Genomic DNA, 20,866 nt, shown 5'->3' on the forward strand with positions numbered 1-20,866 from the left:
TAAGACACATGGCACGTAAACCAACTCCAACTGCTGAATTATTACCGGACGTTCAGTTAAACCCTGATCTGGAAGCAACCCAGAACATCATGGCGACTATCCAAAGTGAGTTTCATGATGAACGCGACCTCTTAAACCAGCTATTGGGTCAAGCCCAAATGGCCGATGCCTTTGGTAAATTTTCCGTAACTGTTACGACTTCTAAACTGGCTTTTGTTAAAGAAAACAAGCTATACCGCGCACTTAAAGGACAAAAAAGCCGTAACGGTTACGACTTTTTAAACGGTACATGGGAAGAGTTTTGCAGTCTTCTGGGTATGTCATGTGAAAAGGCTGACCTTGATATCAAAAACTTGCGGTCTTTTGGCGAAGAAGCTCTCGACTCTATGTCCCGTATGGGTATCGGCTATCGCGAGCTGAGCCAATTCCGCCGCCTGCCTGAAGACCAAAAGAGTGCCCTGATCGAAGTAGCCAAGGAAGGTGACAAGAACGCCTTGCTGGAACTGGCCGAAGAGATGATCGCCAAGCACACCAAGGAGAAGAAGGATCTAGCTATCGATCTTGATATCAGCCGCCAGAACCTAGCCAAAAAGGCAGAAGAGCTGGGCAAGGTCAAAGAGGACAAATCCAAGCTGGAAGAGAAGCTGATGTATCGCGTCAAGCGTGAAACCCCAGAGGCTGTTGGCGCTGAACTGACCCATGAGGTCAATATCCTGCAGCATGCCGTGTTGGCTGACCTCGCCAATCTGGAAAACGGCTTTACCAGCCTTGTGGACCATACCGAAAGCACCGGCATCGCTCACGCCGGTTTTATGGCCGGTATGCTGGATGACATTGAAAACCAGATCACTGCACTGCGCCAGCAGTTCAACCTGCCAGAGCACAAGCCGTTTGACCCACGCCCTGACTGGGTGAAGAACGGCCTGGGTAGTGAGGAGGCTGACAATGCCTAGCACCGCCATCGTTGATAGCGTGGAATCGCTCAGCGCCGCGCTGCTATGGCATGTACCCGATATGCAGCAAGGCTTCACCATCTGCACCTATCACGGTGAGGTCACTATCCTGGCTGAAGATGCACAGCCTTTTGCTGCAGCTCTGGAAAGCCTTCTGTTGCAGAAAATCAATCAAATCCAGAAGGGGCAAGCGTCATGAACTCAAACAATAAAGTTGATCAGTTGCTACAGGAATCAACCCGTTCCAACGGCAAACGCCTTCTGTCACAGGATGAAGCGGTAAAACTGGCCGCAGTAGTCATCACCCCGAAGTGCACTCCGGCAGAGCAAGCGCAACGTGACCAGTTTTTGTCAGCTGTGAAAGAGGCCAAGAACTGGAGCACCATGCTCACTTTTTACACCGAGCATGAGAACTGGTCTGAGGTTGAATTCCTGCTGGGGTTGTCTGACCGCGTTTGCGAAAAGCTGCAGGAAGCCTTCGCGCACACCAACCAGATAAGCGGGAACTGACCATGAATGCTGCCCTTATCCAACGTTTAGTCGCCCTTGCAGACGCAGTCAGCGCGGCAGGTCATGGGGGCAAAGAAGTTATTTATCAGTCTGCCTGTAAGGAGTTGCAGATGTCCCGTTCAACGCTGCTGAAAAAGCTGAAATCCATTCAGCCTGCAGTCCCGCGCAAGCAGCGTTCTGATGCAGGTAAAACGGCGCTGACCCGTGAAGAGGCACTGGTGATATCCGGCACCTGGCTTGAGTCTCGTCGTAACAATGACAAGCGCTTGTATAGCCTGGAGAACGTGATCAACCACTTACGTACCAACGGTATGATTGTCGCTGGCCGCATTGATGAAGAGACGGGGGAATTTCTGCCTTTGTCAGTTGATGCCATCAGCAAAGCCCTGAAAGTGTACCGCCTGCACTATGACCAGTTGCAGAACCCAGCACCGGCACTGGAGTTGGCCAGCCTACACCCCAATCATGTCTGGCAGGTCGATGCCTCGCTGTGTGTGTTGTATTACCTCAAGAATCCCAACAAAAAGACTAAGGGGGACACTGGGCTGCGGGTCATGGACAGGGAGGAGTACAACAAAAACAAACCCAAGAATCTGGATCGTGTTGTCAATGACCGCGTGTGGTCATTTGAACTGATTGACCACACAACAAACTGGATTTATGTCGAGTACCACTTCGGGGGCGAAAGCGCCGAGAACTTTTTGACGGTGATGATCAATGCCATGCAAGAGCGTGGCGGGGCCGACGTTCTGCACGGTGTACCTAAAATTCTGTATACCGACCCCGGATCTGCGCTGGTTTCTGCCAGCCTGATCAATATGTGCCAGACACTGGGAATTCAGTGCATTCAGCACAAGGCCCGCAATGCTCGCGCTACCGGTGCAGTAGAAAAGGCGCGTGACATTATCGAGTGTGACTTCGAAGCAGGGCTGCGGTTCGTCCAGGTCAATAATATTGATCAACTCAATAGTTTCGCCCGTTTGTGGCGCATGAACTACAACCGCACCAAGGTACACAGCCGCTATGGCATGCCCCGCACCGATGCCTGGCTAAAAATCACCGCCGATCAACTGGTGAAAGCACCCTCCGTTGAGGTTTGCCGGGAACTGGCCATCAGCGCCCCGAAAGAATGCAAGGTTACCGCCAAGTTGCGTGTCAACTTCCGGGGCAACTCATTCTGCGTCAAAGAGATACCCGGTGCCTGTGTTGGCGACATGCTGAACGTGAGCCGCAATCCCTGGCATGAAGATGAGGCGCGGGTGGTGATGACCGGTGAGGATGGCTTCACGACCTATTACCCTATTTATGCCATCGCCAAAGACGACTGGGGCTATTCCGTTACTGCCTCTGTTATCGGCCAACAGTATGGCCAAATACCGGAAACCGACGCCCAGCGTAACCGTACCGAGGTTGAACAACTTGTTTACGGCACCAATAGCCAGGAAGAAACCGACGCGGCCCGCAAGGCTAAGGCGCTGCCCTTCGGTGGCCGGTTCAACCCTTATATGGAGATGGAGCAGGCCCAACACCCTGACTATATGCCTAAACGAGGCCAGGAATCTCAGGTACGTGCGCCACGTATTGAAGAACGCCCACTGACGCACGTTGAAGCCGCCAAGCAGTTGCGTGAGCGGTTTATCGCCCAGGGCCATGAGTGGCACAAACATTATTACGGCCAGATCGTTGAGCGGTTCCCAGAAGGGGTTCCTGCCGAGGAACTCGACGCTCTGGCCAGCGACCTGCAGGCACTGGAACGGCGCGGCGGTTTCAGCGTCGTCAACGGTCAGTAAGGAGGAGAAATGCTGGTACTCAAGAGTTTGATGCAGGCCCACGGTATTGAACAAAGCGCGATTGCTGCAGCAGCGCGGGTTTCTCAGCCGACGATCTCTCAATTGGTGAATCACTCTGTGTGGCCCAAACGCCGCACGGCGGAAATTAGGCAGTCTATCAGTGAATTTTTAGCAGGACGCGGCATTGATGCAGTCGCCGCTTTTGAAGAGGTGCAGGCGGTAGACGCCGCCTGCACCAACATCTCACAACCCGCACACGCCCCAGCGGATCAGGAAGGAGACGACAATATGTTACTTGCAAAACAGGTGTTACATCCAGCCACGAAAAAGCATTTCGGCTTATTCCGCGACCCATTCAGCGACGATGCCCTGCAGGGGGCCGATGATGTATTCATGACCCCTGACGTGCGCTACGTACGTGAAGCGCTGTACCAGACCGCACGGCACGGTGGTTTTCTGGCCGTGGTCGGCGAATCTGGCGCAGGCAAATCCACGCTACGCCGTGACCTCATTGAGCGTATCAACAGCGAACATGCGCCGGTGATTGTGATTGAGCCGTACATCATTGCGATGGAGGACAACGACAGCAAGGGCAAGACGCTGAAGGCGACCAGTATCGCTGAGGCCATCATTAATACCATCGCCCCTCTGGAGGGCGTCAAGCGCAGCCAAGAAGCTCGTTATCGCCAACTGCACCGGGTACTGAAAGACAGCAGCAACGCTGGTTACAGCCACGTTCTGATTATCGAAGAGGCCCACTCGCTGCCGCTGCCGACACTGAAGCACTTAAAGCGGTTCTTTGAGCTGGAGAACGGCTTTAAAAAGCTACTCAGTATCGTCCTGGTGGGTCAGCCTGAGTTGGCTATGAAGCTGTCGGAACGTAATCAGGAAGTGCGCGAAGTCGTCCAGCGCTGCGAAGTCGTCAATCTTTTGCCCCTCGACCAGCATTTGGAGGCGTTTCTGAAGTTCAAATTCGAACGTATCAGCAAGCCGATCACCGACATTCTGGATGCCAACGCTATCGACGCCATTCGCGCCCGGCTCAGCAACAACGTTGGGGGCCGCAAAGGGGTTGTCAGCCTGTTATATCCACTGGCGGTTAGCAATTTAACCATTGCAGCAATGAATCTGGCCGCCAGTATTGGTATGCCGGTAGTCAACGCTGACGTTATTAAGGGATTGTAATGAAATACATCATGTTGCGCGTAGATAAGCCGATGGCCAGGGAAATACCGATTATTTTCCCGGATAACCTGGTGCATGCAGATGTTGTCAATGCCATGCGAACACTGGTTGCTTACCCTGGAATGGCAAATGCAACAGTTGTCTCTGCGGGATATTGCAATCTAAACCTTTCTGCCGAATGTCATGGTGAGTCCACAACGCTGAATGTCAGTTCACGCGAGTCAGAGGATAACCTGGTTATTAATACCTATGACTATACACACGGCCTTTTATTTACGGATTAATGGAGATGAATCGGCATGAATATGAATCAAAATCTCACGGTTAATATTAACAGCATGTCAATACAGATGGCACTGGGTAGCGTGACACATGCTCTGGCCGCAATGAATGCTATAGGTTTTACAGTTGTTAGGATTGATATTGCTCAATACGGTCGCCCAACGTTGGTTATCCAGGCCGATAGTAATACGCAGTTGCTGGTTAAAGACGGCAAGGCTGTTCTTTATTGCTACGGTTCTGACGATAACGGCCCATTTAAAAAATATCAGTGCCCAATGGGCAATTGCCGGGTTGTGTGGGAGGAACGGTAGATGGGTACAGTTAAAGTCAATATTACTGCTACCTCAACAGTTCGTTACAGCAAGACTGTTGAAATGAATGAGGTCGATTACGAGCGGTATCTCGCTATATGTCACTCTGAAATGAATAGTAGAGAGATTGACGAAGAAGTTAAAGAAATTGCAGTTAAATATGGTTTTGAACCATGTGACGATCAAATTGAAGATATCGACGACCCTGAAGATATCGAGTTTGATTTAATAAGCTAACACCCACTAAAGGTATTAAAAAATGGCTAAAGGTAAAAAGCGGCTTAAAGCTGCGGCGGCTCTGTACGTCGCTCAAACGAAAGCTGAGGTTATCGACGGTATTAAGACCCTCGGTGACTTACAGCGTCAATTAACTCGCACTGAAACGGAAATGAATGATCAGATTGCAGCGGTCACGCAATATCACTCTCCCGAGATGGAAAGGTTGAAGGCTGAAATCGTTAGTTTCCAGACCGGCATTCAGACCTGGTGCGAAGCCAACCGCAAGGAACTGACACAGGACGGCAAAACCAAGACAGTAAACCTGACAACGGGTGAGATCGTTTGGCGCAACCGGCCACCGAGCTGCACCATTAAAGGTGTTGATTCCGTTATGGCGGCGCTGAAGAAATTAAAACTTACTCGCTTTATTCGCTCTAAGGAGGAAATTAATAAGGAGGCGATATTAAACGAGCAAGACGCCGTTAAAAACATTCCAGGTATTACGATTAATCGTGACCTGGAAGATTTCTCTATTGTTCCTTTTGAGCAGGAGAGCAGCGAATGAGCCTATCTTGCAAAAGCTGTAAAAAAGAGGTCAGCGAACTCGATTTTGAACAGGCAAATGTCATTCAAGGCCATGATTGTGTTTGGCGTGTTGATTTGATCCTGACATGTCCGCACTGTAACCAACAATATAATACCTTTGTGCCTACTGGCGACTTAGTGGCCCTCGAATAGTAAGTGTAATAGTCATGGTGTAAACCTGCTTGAGCGGGCTTACACCAGTTTCCAAATCTGTATTGGGAATTTATTGTGAAAATCTTAAATAGGAATGTATCAATCGGCGTAGGCATATTCTTTTATTCACATCTTTTATTAACCGTGCTTTTTGCCTGCTTACTTTTTGAGGTGATATATGGGTAATGAATTTAGTATTGAAGTTAAAGTGCGTGATACCAACGGTACCTATACAGCTAGATATAAAAGGGTGCAAGCATCCAATACATCTGGCGCGAAACAGGCGGTGCAGCAACTTTCAAAAAAGGTATTTGGCAAGCTACAGCGCATAATTGTCTCCCGTATTAATCATTGTGAAGTGTCTCGAACCGCGATATTTAAAGTTACGCCTGATGACACTCAAAAGTGCCGTGTATGTGGATGCTCATGGAGTAATGCATGCTCTGATAGCTGCTATTGGGTTGAGGATGACTTGTGTAATGAATGTGTTGGAGACGATGATGAATAACGAAAAGTATCTTGCCAAAATTAAAAAACTGCTGAATTTAGCCAGGCGCAGTACCAATCAGAATGAAGCGGCTAATGCCATTAGCCAGGCTCAAAACCTGATGCGGGCGCATAACCTGACTGAAAGCGATGTTGACTTAATGGACATCGACGAATTCAGCAGCCAGGGTGCGCCTTCTAATGCGGTTAAAATCCCTGCTTATGCCACAGCCCTTGCCAATATGATTTGCGATGCGTTTGGTGTGCGGTGTTATCACTCCTATAACGTTTCTCGCCGTATTGTTGTTTTTTATGGCCCGAACGAACGCCCTCAAATAGCGGCATATGGGTTTGACGTTTTGTCCCGGCAGTTAATCAAAGCCCGTAATGAGTTTAGTGCGTCGCAGCGCAAGAGTATTAAGCGCAGTACCAAAATAAACCGGGCCGACCAATTCTGCGAGGGATGGGTATCGGGTGCGCAGCAGGTTATTGAAGACTTCATTGTCAATGAACCTGAAACCACGTTGATGATGGCTTATTACAACCGGCTGAAGAGTGAGTATGGCCATAAGCCCCTTGATCCCAGAACTGCCAAAAAATGCAGAGGAGATGATATTGCCAAATCTGCTGGGTACCAGGCTGGCCAGGAAGCAAAGTTGCACCATGCAGTTAATGGTTCTCAGCCGGAGTATGCACGGATTGGGAGGCTATCATGAGTGATTTCGCTACACGAAAGATTGTGGATCTTTCCCCTGAAGTTCGAACAGATTTGGCGCAGGCGATTTATGGTGGGCTTATTGCCGCTGGTCGTAAGGCTGTAAAAAAGCTGGTTCTGCTTATCATTATCGCATCCATCCTCTTGCCGTTCCTGTCCTGGCTGTCGTTTAAAGCAGGCTTTCTGGTTGATGATACTGATGGCACTCGCCGTTCTGGCATGGCGCTTTATACCGATGCTGCAACAGGGTGCCAATATCTCGGCGTAAGTGGTTATGGCATTACTCCACGTATGGATAAAGACGGTTATCAGGTCTGTAAGGCAGGTAAATGATGGTAATGAAATATGACGCTCTAACAATTGAGGAAAAAATCTACCTTCTTCGGGCTACTGAAGATGCTATCCGCGCAATGAATCCCAACTGGGGGAGTTTCGCAGGCTCGCTACAGGGCCAGCTATCATTTCGTTGTTGTGCGAACTGGAAGAAAAAGCTGAAGAACTGCATAAGACAAAGGTGGCGTTGTCAGATGCCGGTTGTTTGCTTGTTGAATGGAAAAAACGTTTAGAAACAGATGTTACAACTGCTACGACTATCAAATGGAACATTAATGACATAGAACCGCCGATGCTCACTCGATTACTCGTTACCACTATTGATGGTTATGTCGATGTAGATACCTGCTCAACCTGTAGTGGCTGGTATGACAATGAAGAGGATGTGATTGCCTGGGCACACATGCCAGAACCCTATACAGCCCCAGATGGCGAGGAGGATTCATGAACCGAGCCAAAGCCATTCAGTTGATTCATATTGCCCGCAGCAAACTGGATATCACCGATGATGCGTACCGCCTAATGCTGCGTAATCTGACCAGCAAAGATTCCTGCAGCAAGATGAATGACAGGGAGCTGGCTAACGTTCTGGCCCATTTGCGTGGGCGTGGGTTCAACATTGCTGACAAATTTCGTGAAGTGCCGTTGGCTGACTTCCCTATGGGGAGGAAAATTTGGGTGTTGTGGCAGGATCTGGCCAAGGCTGGGCTGGTACGGGACAAGTCGCAGAAAGCCCTTGATGCATGGTTGTTACGCGAGACTGGTGTGGCCCAGCTTACCTGGCTGAAGCAAGAGCCACATAAGGCCCATCAGGCTATTGAGAAGCTTAAGCAATGGCTTGGCCGTAGGTAGTCGAGGTTAGTATGAAAAGCGAGATGGAAGAAAAACGGCATTGGTTGCTTACAGAATTGTCAGAGTATGTAACACTGGTCGCTCAGGAACACGGCCTGTCTACAGATTCTGCCGATCAGTTAGGCATCAATGTGGCTAATTTCATCTGTGAACATTTCGCCGGACAATTGATTACTTTCCCGCAAGATTATTTCTTCAAATTGTCGGCGCGAGATCTTCAGATTTACGAGGACTGGCGCAAGAGGACGCCCTGGCAACAACTGGTCGTTACATACGGCATGACGGAGGGAGGACTGCGTAAGGTGATTAAGCGTGTGGAGAAACGGATTCTGAAACGTTCACAGCCCGGTCTTGAGCTGTTCCCTGACGAGTAAAATTGAAGGCGGATTGATGTTTTTCCGCCTTACGTTCTTTTTCAGTATGTGAAATACAATTACATTCTTCATTACGTTATTTCTCACTATTTGCCCGTATTTTTCGAATTATCTCGCTCCTCCTACTCCATTTATCTCACTCCTGATCATTAGGAGCATTAACATGGATAACTTGACCGTTGCCATCTGTATGGGGCTGTATTACTGGTTTGCCCGCCTACGCTTGGGCTACACCTTCTCCGGCATGCTGGTTCAACCCATCGCCATTGCGGTATTCGTCGGCTTTCTGCTGGGGGATATGAAAACGGCGATGATTATTGGTGCTGGCATGCAACTGGTGTATCTGGGTGTCACGTCCACGCCGGGTGGCAACGTGCCATCCGACCCGGCTCTGGCTGCCTGTATCGCGCTGCCTATCGCCGTAAAAGCCGGGATGGATCCCAATCTGGCGATAGCGTTGGCCATACCGTTTGGGGTGATCGGTGTATTTGTAGATCAGTTGCGCCGCACCGTGAACGCCGTTTGGGTTCATATGGCGGATAAGCATGCAGAAGACGCAAATATCGGCGGCATCATGCGCTGTGCCTTCCTTTACCCGGCGTTACTTGGCCTGGTGATCCGCTTCCCGGTGGTGTTTGCCGCCAACTTCTTCGGCCAGGGTGTAGTGGAGAAATTCCTGGCGCTGATGCCACATTGGTTGACCCACTCGTTCGAGATTATGGGCGGCATCCTGCCAGCACTGGGCTTTGCCATCACCATTATGGTCATCGGCAAGAAGAGCCTGCTGCCTTACTTTATTGCCGGATTCTTCGCGGTGCTGTATCTCAAGGTCGACATCATGGCGATGGCCATTTTCGGTACCTGCGCAGCCTTCCTGGTTAAAAACATGGCTAAAGGTGAAGGAGCTTAATCATGAGCAGCGACATCATGCAACACGAGCTGGTTGAACGTGCACGGCAAACCAACGTGCTGACCAAACGGGATATTACCAAGGCCTGGTTTATCTACTGGCTGGGGGCCGAAGTCTCGAACTCTTATGAACGTTTGCAGAGCCTGATTTTCTGCGCTTCGATGACGCCGATTATCAAAAAGCTATATCCACAAAAAGAAGAGCAGGTTGAGGCGCTGAAGCGGCACCTGAATTTCTTCAACAGTGAACAGACTTTTGGCGCCGTGATCCAGGGCGTGGCGATCGCCATGGAAGAGCAGAAAACCCGTGGCGAGCCGATTGCCGACTCGTCCATTACCGGTATCAAAACCGGTCTGATGGGGCCGCTGGCAGGGATTGGTGACTCGGTGGTCTGGGCGGCGATTATGCCGTTGCTGATTGCCATTTTCATTCCCTTTGCCGCTAACGGTAGCGCCATGGGGGGCATTATGCCGGTGGTGCTGTATACCGCCATCACTCTGGCGATCAGCTACGGCCTGGCCCACAAAGGTTACACGCTTGGGCGAGAGTCGATCATCAGCCTGCTGCAAGGGGGCAAGATAAAAGAACTGATCTACGGTGCGAATGTGCTCGGGCTGATCATGATGGGGGCGCTATCCGCCAGCTACGTCAAGATCACCACGCCGCTGAAAATCAGCGCGCTGGAAGGTTCCGAGGTGGTCGTGCAGCAGATCCTGGACTCAATCGCCCCTGGGTTGTTGCCGCTGGCCGCAGTGTTCTCAATTTACTTTTATCTGGTCAAGAAAGGGCCACGTTATACCACTATCCTGCTTTCGGTGGTGGTACTGAGCGTGGTGTGTTCCCTGCTGGGCCTTCTGTAAAGGAGTCATGATGAATATCTATCAACGGCTCGGGTTGAAACGGGTGATCAATGCCAGCGGCAAGATGACGATCCTCGGGGTTTCCTCCGTGCCGCAAGAGGTGATGGCGGCAACCGCGGAAGCTGCGTCGGCATTTGTGGAAATAGACGCGCTGGTGGATCGCGTTGGTGAGCTTATTTCCCAGCATACCGGTGCGCAGGACAGCTACGTGACCTCCTGCGCTTCTGCTGGGGTGGCGATTGCGGTTGCAGCTGCCATCACCAAAGGGGAGCCAGACCGGGTGGCGCAGATGCCCTGCAGCGAAGGGCTGGCCAATGAAGTTGTCATGTTACGTGGCCATAACATTGATTACGGAGCGCCGCTCACCACTGCCATCCGCTTAGGAGGCGGTAAGGTGGTGGAGGTTGGGCAAAGCAATCTGGCGGCATGCTGGCAACTGGAAAAGGCCATCACTGCCCAGACCGCTGCGCTGCTGTTCGTCAAATCGCATCACTGCGTGCAAAAAGGCATGATTGCACTGAGTGATTTTGTCGCTGTTGCCCGTGATGCCAGGTTACCGCTGATTATTGATGCGGCGGCGGAAGAAGATCTGCGAACCTATGTGGCTGCCGGTGCCAATATGGTGGTTTACAGCGGGGCTAAGGCGCTGGACGCTCCGACGTCCGGTTTTGTGACCGGTGATCGGGATTGGATCACCTGTTGCAAAGCGCAGCATAACGGCATTGCGCGGGCGATGAAGATCGGTAAAGAGAATATGGTTGGGCTGGTAATGGCGCTGGATCATTATCAACAGCATCAACCGGACTGGAGCCGACAGTTACCGGCGTTGCGCGAGCTGGCTCAGCAGATTTCTGCCCTGCAAGGTCTACAGGCGGAGATCGAGCAGGATGAGGCCGGGCGTGCAATCTATCGGGTACGGGTCAGCGTTGATCCCTCAAGATTGGGGTTAACTGCCTATCAGGTCGAGGAGCAATTGCGCACCGGCAAGGTGGCGATTTATACCCGCCATTATTGGCTGAACCAGGGCATATTCAGCTTCGATCCACGAGCGTTGCACGACGACGACTTCGGGTTGATCGTGGCACGACTTGAAGAAATCGTTCAACAGGCCGGGGGCAACATGCAACAGCTTGATTTTTACCAGGGGCGTGTGGCTATCAACGTGCTGGCGAAAGACATTCCTAATGCGTTACAGGTCCAGCAAGCCGCTGAAGGGCATGTGGCCATTGGCGTTATTTCGGCCCAGTTTAGCAGCGTCGAGCAGGGTGTGGTTGAGGTCAAGCGCTGGATGGAGCAGATCCCGGCAATTTCGGTTGGGTTGGGGGCCGGTTCGGCGCAGCAGTTTTATAAAGCGGCGATGATTGCGGCAGCTACCGCACCGGCACATGTTAACCAGACTTTCACTGGTTGCGGTTTTGCCGCAGGGGCGCTGGCGGTCCGTGGTATCAGCAATACCTGCATCAATGCCTTGATCTCCCCAACCGGTACGCCGGGGAAAGTGATTATTTCGACCGGGGTTCACAGTAGCCAGGGCGAACCGGCCGTAGTGAGCTGTGATAGCGCGGTGCGGATGATCCTTGATCTGGGAGGCCATGCGGCCAAGTTTTTCCCGATGGGCGGCCTGGCTTCACTGGCAGAGTTGCGCGCATTGGCAGAAAGCTGTGTCCGTAACGGCATGACGATGATCGAACCGACAGGGGGATCGATAGCCAAAACTTCCTGCCGATACTGGAAACCTGCCTTGATGCCGGAGTCGAAAAGGTGATGCCGCATGTTTACAGCTCCATCATCGATCCGCATAGCGGCGAGACCCGTGCCGAAGAGGTGGCGCAGTTGCTGGAGGGCATTAAAAAAATCCTTCGCTAAGCTGCATGGCGCCTGAATTCGCCGCATATATTTACCGCAGTAACTCCCCGAAGGCTTAGAGAGCGATCTAAGCCTTTTTTAATTTTTAAAAACATTAACATTCTTATTTTTAAACCGTTTTTTTCTCGTTTTTGTGAAAACAGCGGTTTGCTTTCTTATTTTCGCTATGGTAAAACTAATGCAGTTGAAAATTTTACATTCATGAGGATATTGGGCAAATCGCACGGTGTGCGGCTGAAGATAGAGAATAATTATGATGATACTTAATGGAATCACCCTCAGAACTTCTACTTGCCAGCTTTTCCTTTCTGCCATCCTTGCCAGTGAGCATCACTGGTGCGGCGAGCTATAGCGTCTTTCTCCCTTAACTGGTGCCGTTGACAGGTTTTCACCTGGTCGTCTGGCGTAACCGGACAAACATTTTTATTACGTTCGGGTAGGTTTATCCCCAGAGATTTCATTGTCTCAAGCGCCGCTATGCGTCTGTTTGAAGAGATAAATTGGGATAAATACGCCTTAGCGTGCGTTATTCGCCGTTTGGGAGAAAAATTATGATTTATTGGATCTTTTTAGGTTTTGCTATCGTTGCTGAAATTATCGGCACCCTGTCAATGAAATACGCTAGCGTCAGCGGCGGCATGACCGGGCATATCGTGATGTATGTGATGATCACCGGTTCTTACGTCATGCTGTCATTGGCGGTCAAACGCGTCGCCTTGGGCGTCGCTTATGCCTTATGGGAAGGGATCGGCATCCTGTTTATTACCCTGTTTAGCGTGATGCTGTTTGATGAGCCGATCTCGGCGCTGAAAGTGCTGGGTCTGGTGACGCTGATCGCCGGGATTTTACTGGTGAAATCTGGCACTCGCAAAACACGAAAACAGGTCAGCCCACGAGGTGACAACCATGCAACAGCTTGAGTTGTATCACATTGGGTTCCTGGCATTAGCCATCGTGCTTGAAATTATCGCCAATATATTTTTGAAAATGTCGGACGGTTTTCGCAAAGTCTGGCTGGGGCTGCTCTCTTTGCTGTCGGTACTTGGAGCTTTCAGTGCGCTGGCGCAGGCGGTGAAGGGGATAGACCTGTCGGTCGCCTATGCGTTGTGGGGAGGATTTGGTATTGCTGCCACCATTGCAGCAGGTTGGATCCTGTTTGGCCAACGGCTGAATGCCAAGGGCTGGATCGGATTGGCCTTACTGCTGACCGGGATGGTTATTATCAAACTGTCATAAGTCACCAATAAAAAACCGCAGGCCTGGTTCTTCATCAGAACATGGCCTGCGGTTTTTGTTTTATAGCGCCGCGATAATCTTGATTTCGACTTTAAATTTGGGGTTCATCAGGCGGGCTTCTACGGTACAACGTACCGGTGCGCTGCCAGCTACCACCCAGGCATCCCAGGCGGCGTTCATGGCGGCAAAATCGTCGCCATTGGCCAGGAAAATAGTGGCGTCTAAAATACGGCTTTTATCCGAACCCACTCGGGCCAGCAGCACGTCGATGGCGGCCAACGTATTGGCGGTTTGCGCCGTTGCGTCATCATCCAGGTTTTCCGGTACGCTGGTGTAATACACGGTGTCATTGTGGATCACCGCTTCAGACCAGCGCTGTGCCGGATCAATTCTTTCGATATTCATTCAGTTATCTCCATATCATCAACGCTCTAAGGGTAACACAGCCGTCAGTGGATGTGTGCGCCGATAAAGTCGGTGGTAGCGGCGGGGCAGGCTTGGCATAATCACCGCTGAATAATTCCGGCAGAGAGATAGCGTGGCAGACGATTTCGCACCAGAAGGCGCATTGGCGCAGGCAATTAAAGGTTTCAAACCCCGTGAACCGCAAAAACTGATGGCAGACGCGGTGACTGAGGCCATCAATTTTAAACAGGAACTGGTGGTTGAAGCTGGAACCGGTACTGGCAAAACCTACGCCTATCTGGCCCCGGCCCTGCGTTCCAAACGCAAGGTGATTATTTCCACCGGCTCCAAGGCACTGCAGGATCAACTCTATGCCCGCGATCTGCCTACCGTTGCCAAGGCCTTAAAGTACAAAGGTAAGCTGGCGCTGCTGAAAGGGCGCTCCAACTATCTGTGCCTGGAACGACTGGAACAGCAATCCATGGCTGGCGGTGAGCTGGCAGGGCAAACGCTGATCGATCTGGTGCGGTTACGCAGTTGGTCATCACAAACGGAAGAAGGGGATATCAGTTCGTGCAGCGACGTGGCGGAAGACAGCTTTGTCTGGCCGTTGGTAACCAGCACCAATGACAACTGCCTCGGTAGCGATTGCCCGTTGTATAAAGAGTGTTTCGTGGTCAAAGCCCGCCGTCGCGCGATGGACGCGGACGTGGTGGTTGTGAACCATCACCTGTTTCTGGCGGACATGGTGGTGAAAGAGGGCGGTTTCGCTGAGCTGATCCCGGAAGCCGATGTGATGATCTTCGACGAAGCGCATCAGATCCCGGACATTGCCAGCCAATACTTCGGCAAACAGTTGACCAGCCGTCAACTGCTCGATCTGGCAAAAGATATCGCCATTGCCTATCGCACCGAGGTGCGTGATACCGCCCAACTGCAAAAGAGTGCCGATCGTCTCAGCCAAAGTACTCAGGATTTCCGGCTGGCGTTAGGCGAACCAGGTTATCGTGGCAACCTGCGCGAAGTATTAAGTCAACCAAATGTGCAGCGGGCGTTATTGTTGCTCGATGACGCCTTGGAGTTGTGTTACGACGTGGTTAAGCTTTCCCTTGGTCGTTCGGCGCTGCTGGATGCGGCATTTGAACGCGCGACACAGTTCCGTACCCGCCTCAAGCGGTTGAAAGAGGTCAACGAACCGGGCTTCAGCTATTGGTATGAATGCAATTCACGCAATTTTGTGCTGGCGCTGACGCCGCTGACGGTAGCAGAACGTTTCCGCGAAATGCTCGATGACAAACCGGGCAGTTGGATTTTCACTTCGGCGACGCTGTCGGTGAACGAGCAAATGGGGCATTTTACCGATCGTCTGGGGTTGAATAAGGCCAAGACGCTGTTGCTGCCGAGCCCGTTTGACTATGCCAATCAGGCGTTGCTGTGTGTTCCTCGTTTTCTGCCTTCACCGAATCAACCCGGCGGAGCGCGCCAACTTGCCCGTATGTTGCGGCCGATGATAGAAGCTAACCAGGGGCGCTGTTTCTTTCTTTGCACCTCGCATCAGATGATGCGTGAGCTGGCCGAAGAGTTCCGGGCAACGCTGACGTTGCCGGTGCTGTTACAGGGGGAAACCAGCAAAGGCCAACTGTTGGCGCAGTTTGTTGAAGCCGGTAATGCGTTATTGGTGGCGACCAGCAGTTTCTGGGAAGGGGTAGACGTGCGCGGTGATGCACTCTCCTGCGTCATCATCGATAAGCTGCCGTTTACCTCACCGGATGACCCGTTGCTGAAGGCTCGCATTGAAGATTGCCGCCTGCGCGGTGGCGATCCCTTCAACGATGTGCAACTGCCCGATGCGGTGATCACCTTAAAGCAGGGCGTTGGCCGTTTGATCCGCGATACCGACGATCGGGGCGTACTGGTGATTTGTGATAACCGCCTGGTGATGCGCCCTTACGGTGAGGTGTTCTTAAACAGCCTGCCACCCACGCCGCGTACCCGCGATCTGGCACAGGCCATCGCCTTCCTCAAGGCTGGTAGCTAGCGGATAGGCGTCAACCCGGGGCTGTGCTACAATGCGCGCCCTGTATGAAACCACTGATTTTTCCCGCCTGAGGTTTGGCATGTCCACGCGAATTTTAGCGATCGATACGGCGACGGAAGCATGTTCTGTCGCTATCTGGAATCAAGGCGAAGTCCACGCCCTGTTTGAGCTGTGCCCGCGCGAGCACACTCAACGCATTTTACCGCTGGTGCAACAGGTGCTGGCTGGATCCGGTTTAACCCTTTCTCAACTTGATGCGTTAGCCTTTGGCCGTGGCCCAGGCAGTTTCACCGGCGTGCGTATTGGTATTGGCATTGCCCAGGGGCTGGCGCTCGGTGCTGATCTGCCGATGCTCGGCATTTCCACTTTGCAGACCATGGCGCAAGGTGCCTGGCGGTTGACCGGGTCGCAGCGCGTGTTGGCGGCAATTGATGCGCGCATGGGCGAAGTCTACTGGGGCCAGTTTGAACGCCAGCAAGATGGCCGCTGGCTGGAAAGCGAAGGTGAAGCGGTGCTGTCACCCCAACAAGCTCTGGAGCGTGCACAGCGTTTACAGGGGGATTGGGCGCATGTGGGCACCGGTTGGCAAACCTATCCTGAACTGGTTGCCGGTTCTTCACTGAACGTCACTGATGGGCAAATGTTGTTACCTCAGGCTGAGGATATGCTGCCCTTGGCGTTGCAGTCCTGGCAGCAAGGTTTGGCGGTGAGCGTTGAAAATGCTGAACCCACTTACCTACGCAATGAAGTGACATGGAAGAAGCTACCGGGCCGAGAATAAATCCCCGTTAGCTTTCAGGCCGCAGCGTTGTTACCTGCATTTGCGCATCCCCAGTCACTGGTTTAGTCAGTGCCAGAGGATGCGCAAGCTGAGTGCCTAGCTGCAACTTGAAATTCCTAGGGTATAATTGTCATTGTGATCGCGGATGTTGAAATAGTGCCGTTTGCAACTTGCGCCAAGGAACACTGTCCAAGTTACAGTTAATTCAGGAGATTGCGACGATGTTAACCCACACTTTAAATAAAAAACTGTTAACGCTGGCAATCGCAGGCAGCGTGTTGGCACTTAGCGGCTGCGTGACTATTCCGCAGGCCATTCAGGGCACCAGCGCTACGCCAGTCGATCGACTGTCCATGGTGCAAAACGCGCCTAAACAGTTTACCGGTGCTGAAGCCCGTTTTGGCGGTACCGTCGTCGGGGTTGCCAATGAAGGTGGCCGTACCGTGCTGGAGATTGCTGCGGTGCCGCTGGATGCGGGGGCTCGTCCAACGTTGGGGGAACCTTCTCAAGGGCGGTTACTGGCCTCGGTTAACGGTTTCCTCGATCCTGTCGATTTCAGAGGCCAGTTGGTCACCGTAGTCGGGCCGATTACCGGTTTGCGCGACGGTAAAATTGGCATGACTCCGTACCGGTTTGTCACTATGGATGTCACCGGTTTTAAACGCTGGCGTATCGCCCAACAAATCGTGATGCCGCCACAGCCGATGGGGCCGTGGGGCTGGCACGGTGGCCCTTGGGGCCCAGGTTGGGGGGCCGGTTATGGCTGGTACAATCCGGGCCCGGCGCAGGTGCAGACCTTCGTCACGGAGTAAGGGGCCAGCGCAAGGGCCCCGGCAAGTGGAGTAGATTTTACAATTCAGGGCGGCTTAATGGCCGCCTTATCTTTTGGTGCACGGATGCATTGGCAATTAGTGACGTACCTCGCAACCTGAATATTGTTTAAAACCCAAACTGGTACAATGAGTTAAAATATTGTTAAAGCTTGGGTGAAATTTGGGTGATGCGATGATAATTAGCAAAAATTTCGGGAGTAATACCTTGGAAAAGGTCTGGTTAAAACGTTACCCGGCAGATGTTCCGGCAGAAATCGATGCCGATCACTACTCATCATTGATCGAAGTCTTCGAAAACGCAGCTGCCCGATATGCGGATCAACCTGCCTTTATCAATATGGGCGAGGTCATGACCTTCCGTAAGTTGGAAGAGCGCAGCCGGGCGTTTGCCGCCTATCTGCAAAATGAACTGGGGCTTAATAAAGGCGACCGTGTGGCGCTGATGATGCCAAACTTGTTGCAGTATCCGATAGCCCTGTTCGGCATTCTGCGTGCGGGCATGGTGGTGGTAAACGTAAACCCGCTTTACACCCCGCGTGAATTGGAGCACCAACTGAACGACAGTGGGGCCAGCGCGATTGTGATCGTCTCCAACTTTGCCCATACGCTGGAAAAAGTGGTATTCAGAACGCAGGTGAAGCATGTCATCCTGACGCGTATGGGCGATCAGCTCTCTACCGCCAAGGGGACGCTGGTCAACTTTGTAGTGAAGTACATCAAGCGCCTGGTACCCAAATACCACCTGCCGGATGCCATCTCTTTTCGCAGTGCCTTGCAGCGCGGCCGCCGCCTGCAATACGTGAAACCAGATATTATCAATACCGATCTGGCCTTCTTGCAGTATACCGGGGGCACTACCGGTGTGGCCAAAGGGGCGATGCTGACCCACCGCAATATGCAGGCTAATCTGGCGCAGGCCAGGGCCGCCTATGCTCCGTTATTGCTTGAGGGGCAAGAGCTGGTGGTTACCGCGTTGCCGCTTTATCACATCTTTGCGCTCACGGTAAACTGCTTGCTGTTTATCGAACTGGGCGGGCGCAGCCTGCTGATCACTAATCCGCGAGATATTCCGGGGATGGTGAAGGAATTGGCGAAATACCCGTTTAGCGCCATGACCGGGGTTAACACACTGTTTAATGCGTTACTGAATAACGAAGATTTCCAGAAGCTCGACTTTTCAACGTTGCGGCTGTCGGTGGGCGGCGGGATGTCGGTGCAGAAAGCCGTGGCGGAAAAGTGGGAGAGGCTGACGGGCAAGCATTTGCTGGAAGGCTACGGCCTGACGGAATGTTCACCATTGGTTTCGGGCAATCCGCACGATCTTAAGCATTACAGCGGCAGTATCGGCCTGCCAGTGCCTTCGACCGATATCCGGCTGGTGGGTGATGATGGTAAAGATGTGGCCATTGGCCAACCTGGTGAACTTTGGGTTAAAGGGCCGCAAGTTATGTTAGGCTATTGGCAGCGGCCAGGTGCAACAGACGAAGTGCTACGTGATGGCTGGTTGGCAACCGGAGATATTGTCACCGTAGATGACGAGGGTTTTATTCGCATCGTCGATCGCAAAAAGGATATGATTCTGGTTTCTGGATTTAACGTTTATCCGAACGAGATCGAAGACGTGGTCAGTCAGCATTCGAAAGTGCTGGAGTGCGCGGCCATCGGGGTACCAAGTGAAGTTTCGGGTGAGGCAGTGAAGATTTGCGTAGTGAAGAGAGATCCCTCGCTGAGCAAAGAAGAGTTGCTGACCCATTGCCGTAGGCACCTGACCGGGTATAAAGTGCCAAAAATTGTTGAATTCCGTGATGAGTTGCCGAAGTCCAACGTCGGCAAAATCCTGCGACGGGAACTGCGTGACGAACAGAAAAAGCCCAAAGCCGCAGATGCCGCCTAGGGCAATCGTTACAACTCCTTATCAACAACGCCGGTGAATGCCGGCGTTGTTGTGTTTGAACCATACAAACGACCAAGAGAATGACGTTTTGAATTATCAGTTGATCACTACCGACGCCGGATTGCAGCAGGTCTGCGAGCAGGCAAGAAATTTTGCTCAGGTTGCCTTGGATACCGAATTTGTCCGCACCAGGACTTACTATCCGCAGTTAGGACTGATCCAGTTATACGATGGTGAACAACTCTCTTTGATTGATCCTCTTCCGATCAGACAGTGGCAACCCTTTATCGATTTGTTGGCCGATAGCGCCGTGGTGAAGTTCCTGCATGCTGGTAGCGAGGATCTTGAAGTCTTCCTTAATGCCTTCAATACGCTGCCGACGCCGATGGTAGATACACAGATCCTGGCGGCATTCAGCGGCCATACGCTGTCTTGCGGCTTTGCCAAACTGGTCGCTGAGTATATGAAGGTCGAACTGGATAAAAGTGAATCCCGTACCGACTGGCTGGCACGGCCACTGACAGAGCGCCAGTGCATTTATGCTGCCGCCGATGTGTTTTATCTGCTACCCATGGCGAAACAACTGGTACAGGAAACCGAGGAGGCAGGCTGGACTACGGCGGCCGATAATGAATGCCTGCAACTTTGCAAACGCCGCAGCGAAACGCTGGCACCGGAGTTGGCCTACCGTGAAATCACCAATGCCTGGCAACTGCGCCCGCGCCAACTGGGTTGCCTGCAGAAACTGGCCGAGTGGCGGTTACGGCAGGCTCGTGAACGCGATCTGGCGGTGAATTTTGTGGTTCGTGAGGAAAACTTATGGGCGGTGGCTCGTTATATGCCAAGTTCATTGGGTGAGCTTGACTCGTTGGGGCTGAGCGGGCCGGAGATCCGTTATCATGGCAAAACGTTGGTTGCGCTGGTGGCACAAGCCAATGCACTTGATGAATCTGCCTTGCCTGAGCCGCTGATTAACCTGATCGATCAACCTGGTTACAAGAAGGTTTTCAAGGAAATCAAAGCGGCGATAGTCGCCGTCAGTGAGCAGAGCGGTTTAAGCGCGGAGCTGTTGGCCTCACGCCGGCAGATAAATCAATTGCTGAACTGGCACTGGAAATTGAAAGAGCCTGAAGTGTTGCCGGAGTTAATTAGTGGCTGGCGCGGGGAGTTATTGTCACAGCCTCTACAGACTATTCTGAAGGATTATTAATCGTTGTTTCAAAAGCGGGACAGTTTTAATCCAACTGTTCCGTATATTTCCGATAAAAATAACCGTGCAGAAAATGTAGTTGCCA

25 protein-coding genes and 2 pseudogenes are annotated in these 20,866 nt (G+C 52.0%); 26 read left to right on the forward strand and 1 reads right to left on the reverse strand.

Going from position 1 to position 20,866, the window contains the following annotated elements; all coding sequences use genetic code 11:
• Nucleotides 1-8: 8 nt before the first annotated feature.
• The 21 genes and pseudogenes from ACQ86O_RS17900 to mdtI all read left to right on the forward strand — a co-directional run bounded on the left by ACQ86O_RS17900 (nt 9) and on the right by mdtI (nt 13,620).
• The gene (locus ACQ86O_RS17900) at nt 9-953 is read left to right on the forward strand and encodes a hypothetical protein (RefSeq protein ID WP_431222228.1); all 945 of its coding nucleotides are present in this window, start codon (nt 9-11) and stop codon (nt 951-953) included.
• Complete coding sequence (locus ACQ86O_RS17905) at nt 946-1,152, forward strand: hypothetical protein (protein ID WP_431222229.1); 207 nt, start codon at nt 946-948, stop codon at nt 1,150-1,152. The genes ACQ86O_RS17900 and ACQ86O_RS17905 overlap by 8 nt, the downstream gene beginning before the upstream one ends.
• Nucleotides 1,149-1,463, forward strand: coding sequence for a hypothetical protein (locus ACQ86O_RS17910; protein ID WP_431222230.1), 315 nt, complete (start codon nt 1,149-1,151; stop codon nt 1,461-1,463). The genes ACQ86O_RS17905 and ACQ86O_RS17910 overlap by 4 nt, the downstream gene beginning before the upstream one ends.
• A 2-nt stretch (nt 1,464-1,465) precedes the next feature.
• On the forward strand, nt 1,466-3,253 hold the full coding sequence (locus ACQ86O_RS17915; protein ID WP_431222231.1) for an integrase catalytic domain-containing protein: 1,788 nt from the start codon (nt 1,466-1,468) through the stop codon (nt 3,251-3,253).
• A gap of 9 nt (nt 3,254-3,262) precedes the next feature.
• On the forward strand, nt 3,263-4,438 hold the full coding sequence (locus ACQ86O_RS17920) for an ExeA family protein (RefSeq protein WP_431222232.1): 1,176 nt from the start codon (nt 3,263-3,265) through the stop codon (nt 4,436-4,438).
• A complete protein-coding gene (locus tag ACQ86O_RS17925) occupies nt 4,438-4,722 on the forward strand; it encodes a hypothetical protein (RefSeq protein ID WP_431222233.1) in 285 nt (94 codons plus the stop codon). Before ACQ86O_RS17920 ends, ACQ86O_RS17925 begins: the two co-directional genes overlap by 1 nt.
• Nucleotides 4,723-4,737: 15 nt before the next feature.
• The gene (locus ACQ86O_RS17930; RefSeq protein WP_431222234.1) at nt 4,738-5,031 is read left to right on the forward strand and encodes a hypothetical protein; all 294 of its coding nucleotides are present in this window, start codon (nt 4,738-4,740) and stop codon (nt 5,029-5,031) included.
• The gene (locus tag ACQ86O_RS17935; RefSeq protein ID WP_431222235.1) at nt 5,032-5,268 is read left to right on the forward strand and encodes a hypothetical protein; all 237 of its coding nucleotides are present in this window, start codon (nt 5,032-5,034) and stop codon (nt 5,266-5,268) included.
• A 22-nt stretch (nt 5,269-5,290) separates the two neighbouring features.
• Nucleotides 5,291-5,815, forward strand: a complete 525-nt coding sequence (locus ACQ86O_RS17940) for a host-nuclease inhibitor Gam family protein (protein ID WP_431222236.1) — start codon at nt 5,291-5,293, stop codon at nt 5,813-5,815.
• Nucleotides 5,816-6,166: 351 nt separating this feature from the next.
• Nucleotides 6,167-6,496, forward strand: coding sequence for a hypothetical protein (locus ACQ86O_RS17945; protein WP_431222237.1), 330 nt, complete (start codon nt 6,167-6,169; stop codon nt 6,494-6,496).
• The gene (locus ACQ86O_RS17950; protein WP_431222238.1) at nt 6,486-7,190 is read left to right on the forward strand and encodes a DUF2786 domain-containing protein; all 705 of its coding nucleotides are present in this window, start codon (nt 6,486-6,488) and stop codon (nt 7,188-7,190) included. Before ACQ86O_RS17945 ends, ACQ86O_RS17950 begins: the two co-directional genes overlap by 11 nt.
• Nucleotides 7,187-7,522, forward strand: coding sequence for a hypothetical protein (locus ACQ86O_RS17955; RefSeq protein ID WP_431222239.1), 336 nt, complete (start codon nt 7,187-7,189; stop codon nt 7,520-7,522). The genes ACQ86O_RS17950 and ACQ86O_RS17955 overlap by 4 nt, the downstream gene beginning before the upstream one ends.
• A gap of 133 nt (nt 7,523-7,655) precedes the next feature.
• Nucleotides 7,656-7,970 carry a hypothetical protein gene (locus ACQ86O_RS17960; RefSeq protein ID WP_431222240.1) on the forward strand — a complete coding sequence of 105 codons (315 nt, stop codon included), beginning with the start codon at nt 7,656-7,658 and terminating at the stop codon, nt 7,968-7,970.
• Entirely contained in the window at nt 7,967-8,374 is a 408-nt protein-coding gene (locus ACQ86O_RS17965; RefSeq protein WP_431222241.1) for a phage protein GemA/Gp16 family protein, read from the forward strand. Before ACQ86O_RS17960 ends, ACQ86O_RS17965 begins: the two co-directional genes overlap by 4 nt.
• Before the next feature lie 11 nt (nt 8,375-8,385).
• Nucleotides 8,386-8,748, forward strand: coding sequence for a Mor transcription activator family protein (locus ACQ86O_RS17970; RefSeq protein ID WP_431222242.1), 363 nt, complete (start codon nt 8,386-8,388; stop codon nt 8,746-8,748).
• A 163-nt stretch (nt 8,749-8,911) separates the two neighbouring features.
• Entirely contained in the window at nt 8,912-9,658 is a 747-nt protein-coding gene (locus ACQ86O_RS17975) for a PTS mannose/fructose/sorbose/N-acetylgalactosamine transporter subunit IIC (protein WP_431222243.1), read from the forward strand.
• Nucleotides 9,658-10,518, forward strand: coding sequence for a PTS system mannose/fructose/sorbose family transporter subunit IID (locus ACQ86O_RS17980; RefSeq protein ID WP_431225766.1), 861 nt, complete (start codon nt 9,658-9,660; stop codon nt 10,516-10,518). Before ACQ86O_RS17975 ends, ACQ86O_RS17980 begins: the two co-directional genes overlap by 1 nt.
• A 7-nt stretch (nt 10,519-10,525) precedes the next feature.
• Nucleotides 10,526-11,629 (forward strand): annotated as a pseudogene (gene dgaE, locus ACQ86O_RS17985) (D-glucosaminate-6-phosphate ammonia lyase); the annotation flags it as partial.
• A 9-nt stretch (nt 11,630-11,638) separates the two neighbouring features.
• Nucleotides 11,639-12,384: pseudogene (dagF, locus tag ACQ86O_RS17990) on the forward strand (2-dehydro-3-deoxy-phosphogluconate aldolase).
• 551 nt (nt 12,385-12,935) lie between these two features.
• A complete protein-coding gene (gene mdtJ / locus ACQ86O_RS17995) occupies nt 12,936-13,304 on the forward strand; it encodes a multidrug/spermidine efflux SMR transporter subunit MdtJ (protein WP_431222244.1) in 369 nt (122 codons plus the stop codon).
• The gene (gene mdtI, locus ACQ86O_RS18000; RefSeq protein ID WP_431222245.1) at nt 13,291-13,620 is read left to right on the forward strand and encodes a multidrug/spermidine efflux SMR transporter subunit MdtI; all 330 of its coding nucleotides are present in this window, start codon (nt 13,291-13,293) and stop codon (nt 13,618-13,620) included. Before mdtJ ends, mdtI begins: the two co-directional genes overlap by 14 nt.
• Before the next feature lie 60 nt (nt 13,621-13,680).
• Here the strand turns inward: mdtI and ACQ86O_RS18005 are convergent, their stop codons facing one another.
• Nucleotides 13,681-14,025: a RidA family protein gene (locus ACQ86O_RS18005; RefSeq protein WP_248947182.1), complete on the reverse strand. Its 345-nt coding sequence runs from the start codon at nt 14,023-14,025 to the stop codon at nt 13,681-13,683.
• Between the two features lie 133 nt (nt 14,026-14,158).
• Between ACQ86O_RS18005 and ACQ86O_RS18010 the strand changes: the two genes are divergently transcribed.
• The 5 genes from ACQ86O_RS18010 to rnd all read left to right on the forward strand — a co-directional run bounded on the left by ACQ86O_RS18010 (nt 14,159) and on the right by rnd (nt 20,781).
• Nucleotides 14,159-16,063 (forward strand): ATP-dependent DNA helicase, encoded by a 1,905-nt coding sequence (locus tag ACQ86O_RS18010; RefSeq protein WP_431222246.1) that lies wholly within the window; start codon nt 14,159-14,161, stop codon nt 16,061-16,063.
• A 79-nt stretch (nt 16,064-16,142) separates the two neighbouring features.
• A complete protein-coding gene (gene tsaB / locus ACQ86O_RS18015; RefSeq protein WP_431222247.1) occupies nt 16,143-16,844 on the forward strand; it encodes a tRNA (adenosine(37)-N6)-threonylcarbamoyltransferase complex dimerization subunit type 1 TsaB in 702 nt (233 codons plus the stop codon).
• A 221-nt stretch (nt 16,845-17,065) separates the two neighbouring features.
• On the forward strand, nt 17,066-17,656 hold the full coding sequence (locus ACQ86O_RS18020) for a Slp family lipoprotein (protein ID WP_431222248.1): 591 nt from the start codon (nt 17,066-17,068) through the stop codon (nt 17,654-17,656).
• A gap of 226 nt (nt 17,657-17,882) precedes the next feature.
• Complete coding sequence (fadD, locus tag ACQ86O_RS18025; protein ID WP_431222249.1) at nt 17,883-19,571, forward strand: long-chain-fatty-acid--CoA ligase FadD; 1,689 nt, start codon at nt 17,883-17,885, stop codon at nt 19,569-19,571.
• Between the two features lie 88 nt (nt 19,572-19,659).
• Nucleotides 19,660-20,781, forward strand: coding sequence for a ribonuclease D (rnd, locus tag ACQ86O_RS18030; protein ID WP_431225767.1), 1,122 nt, complete (start codon nt 19,660-19,662; stop codon nt 20,779-20,781).
• Nucleotides 20,782-20,866 lie beyond the last annotated feature (85 nt).

It is taken from the genome of Serratia sp. L9 (assembly GCF_050632285.1).
GTDB lineage: Bacteria > Pseudomonadota > Gammaproteobacteria > Enterobacterales > Enterobacteriaceae > Chania.

Bases quoted from the DNA above. Each gene is read 5' to 3' on its own strand.
- ACQ86O_RS17965 (WP_431222241.1), top strand. From the start codon at position 7,967: ATGAACCGAGCCAAAGCCATTCAGTTGATTCATATTGCCCGCAGCAAA.
- ACQ86O_RS17935 (WP_431222235.1), top strand. From the start codon at position 5,032: ATGGGTACAGTTAAAGTCAATATTACTGCTACCTCAACAGTTCGTTAC.
- tsaB (WP_431222247.1), top strand. From the start codon at position 16,143: ATGTCCACGCGAATTTTAGCGATCGATACGGCGACGGAAGCATGTTCT.
- ACQ86O_RS17975 (WP_431222243.1), top strand. From the start codon at position 8,912: ATGGATAACTTGACCGTTGCCATCTGTATGGGGCTGTATTACTGGTTT.
- ACQ86O_RS17905 (WP_431222229.1), top strand. From the start codon at position 946: ATGCCTAGCACCGCCATCGTTGATAGCGTGGAATCGCTCAGCGCCGCG.
- ACQ86O_RS17900 (WP_431222228.1), top strand. From the start codon at position 9: ATGGCACGTAAACCAACTCCAACTGCTGAATTATTACCGGACGTTCAG.
- mdtI (WP_431222245.1), top strand. From the start codon at position 13,291: ATGCAACAGCTTGAGTTGTATCACATTGGGTTCCTGGCATTAGCCATC.
- ACQ86O_RS17915 (WP_431222231.1), top strand. From the start codon at position 1,466: ATGAATGCTGCCCTTATCCAACGTTTAGTCGCCCTTGCAGACGCAGTC.
- ACQ86O_RS18005 (WP_248947182.1), bottom strand. From the start codon at position 14,025: ATGAATATCGAAAGAATTGATCCGGCACAGCGCTGGTCTGAAGCGGTG.
- ACQ86O_RS17950 (WP_431222238.1), top strand. From the start codon at position 6,486: ATGATGAATAACGAAAAGTATCTTGCCAAAATTAAAAAACTGCTGAAT.
- ACQ86O_RS17910 (WP_431222230.1), top strand. From the start codon at position 1,149: ATGAACTCAAACAATAAAGTTGATCAGTTGCTACAGGAATCAACCCGT.
- ACQ86O_RS17940 (WP_431222236.1), top strand. From the start codon at position 5,291: ATGGCTAAAGGTAAAAAGCGGCTTAAAGCTGCGGCGGCTCTGTACGTC.
- ACQ86O_RS18020 (WP_431222248.1), top strand. From the start codon at position 17,066: ATGTTAACCCACACTTTAAATAAAAAACTGTTAACGCTGGCAATCGCA.
- ACQ86O_RS17955 (WP_431222239.1), top strand. From the start codon at position 7,187: ATGAGTGATTTCGCTACACGAAAGATTGTGGATCTTTCCCCTGAAGTT.
- mdtJ (WP_431222244.1), top strand. From the start codon at position 12,936: ATGATTTATTGGATCTTTTTAGGTTTTGCTATCGTTGCTGAAATTATC.
- ACQ86O_RS17925 (WP_431222233.1), top strand. From the start codon at position 4,438: ATGAAATACATCATGTTGCGCGTAGATAAGCCGATGGCCAGGGAAATA.
- ACQ86O_RS17970 (WP_431222242.1), top strand. From the start codon at position 8,386: ATGAAAAGCGAGATGGAAGAAAAACGGCATTGGTTGCTTACAGAATTG.
- ACQ86O_RS17920 (WP_431222232.1), top strand. From the start codon at position 3,263: ATGCTGGTACTCAAGAGTTTGATGCAGGCCCACGGTATTGAACAAAGC.
- ACQ86O_RS17930 (WP_431222234.1), top strand. From the start codon at position 4,738: ATGAATATGAATCAAAATCTCACGGTTAATATTAACAGCATGTCAATA.
- ACQ86O_RS17945 (WP_431222237.1), top strand. From the start codon at position 6,167: ATGGGTAATGAATTTAGTATTGAAGTTAAAGTGCGTGATACCAACGGT.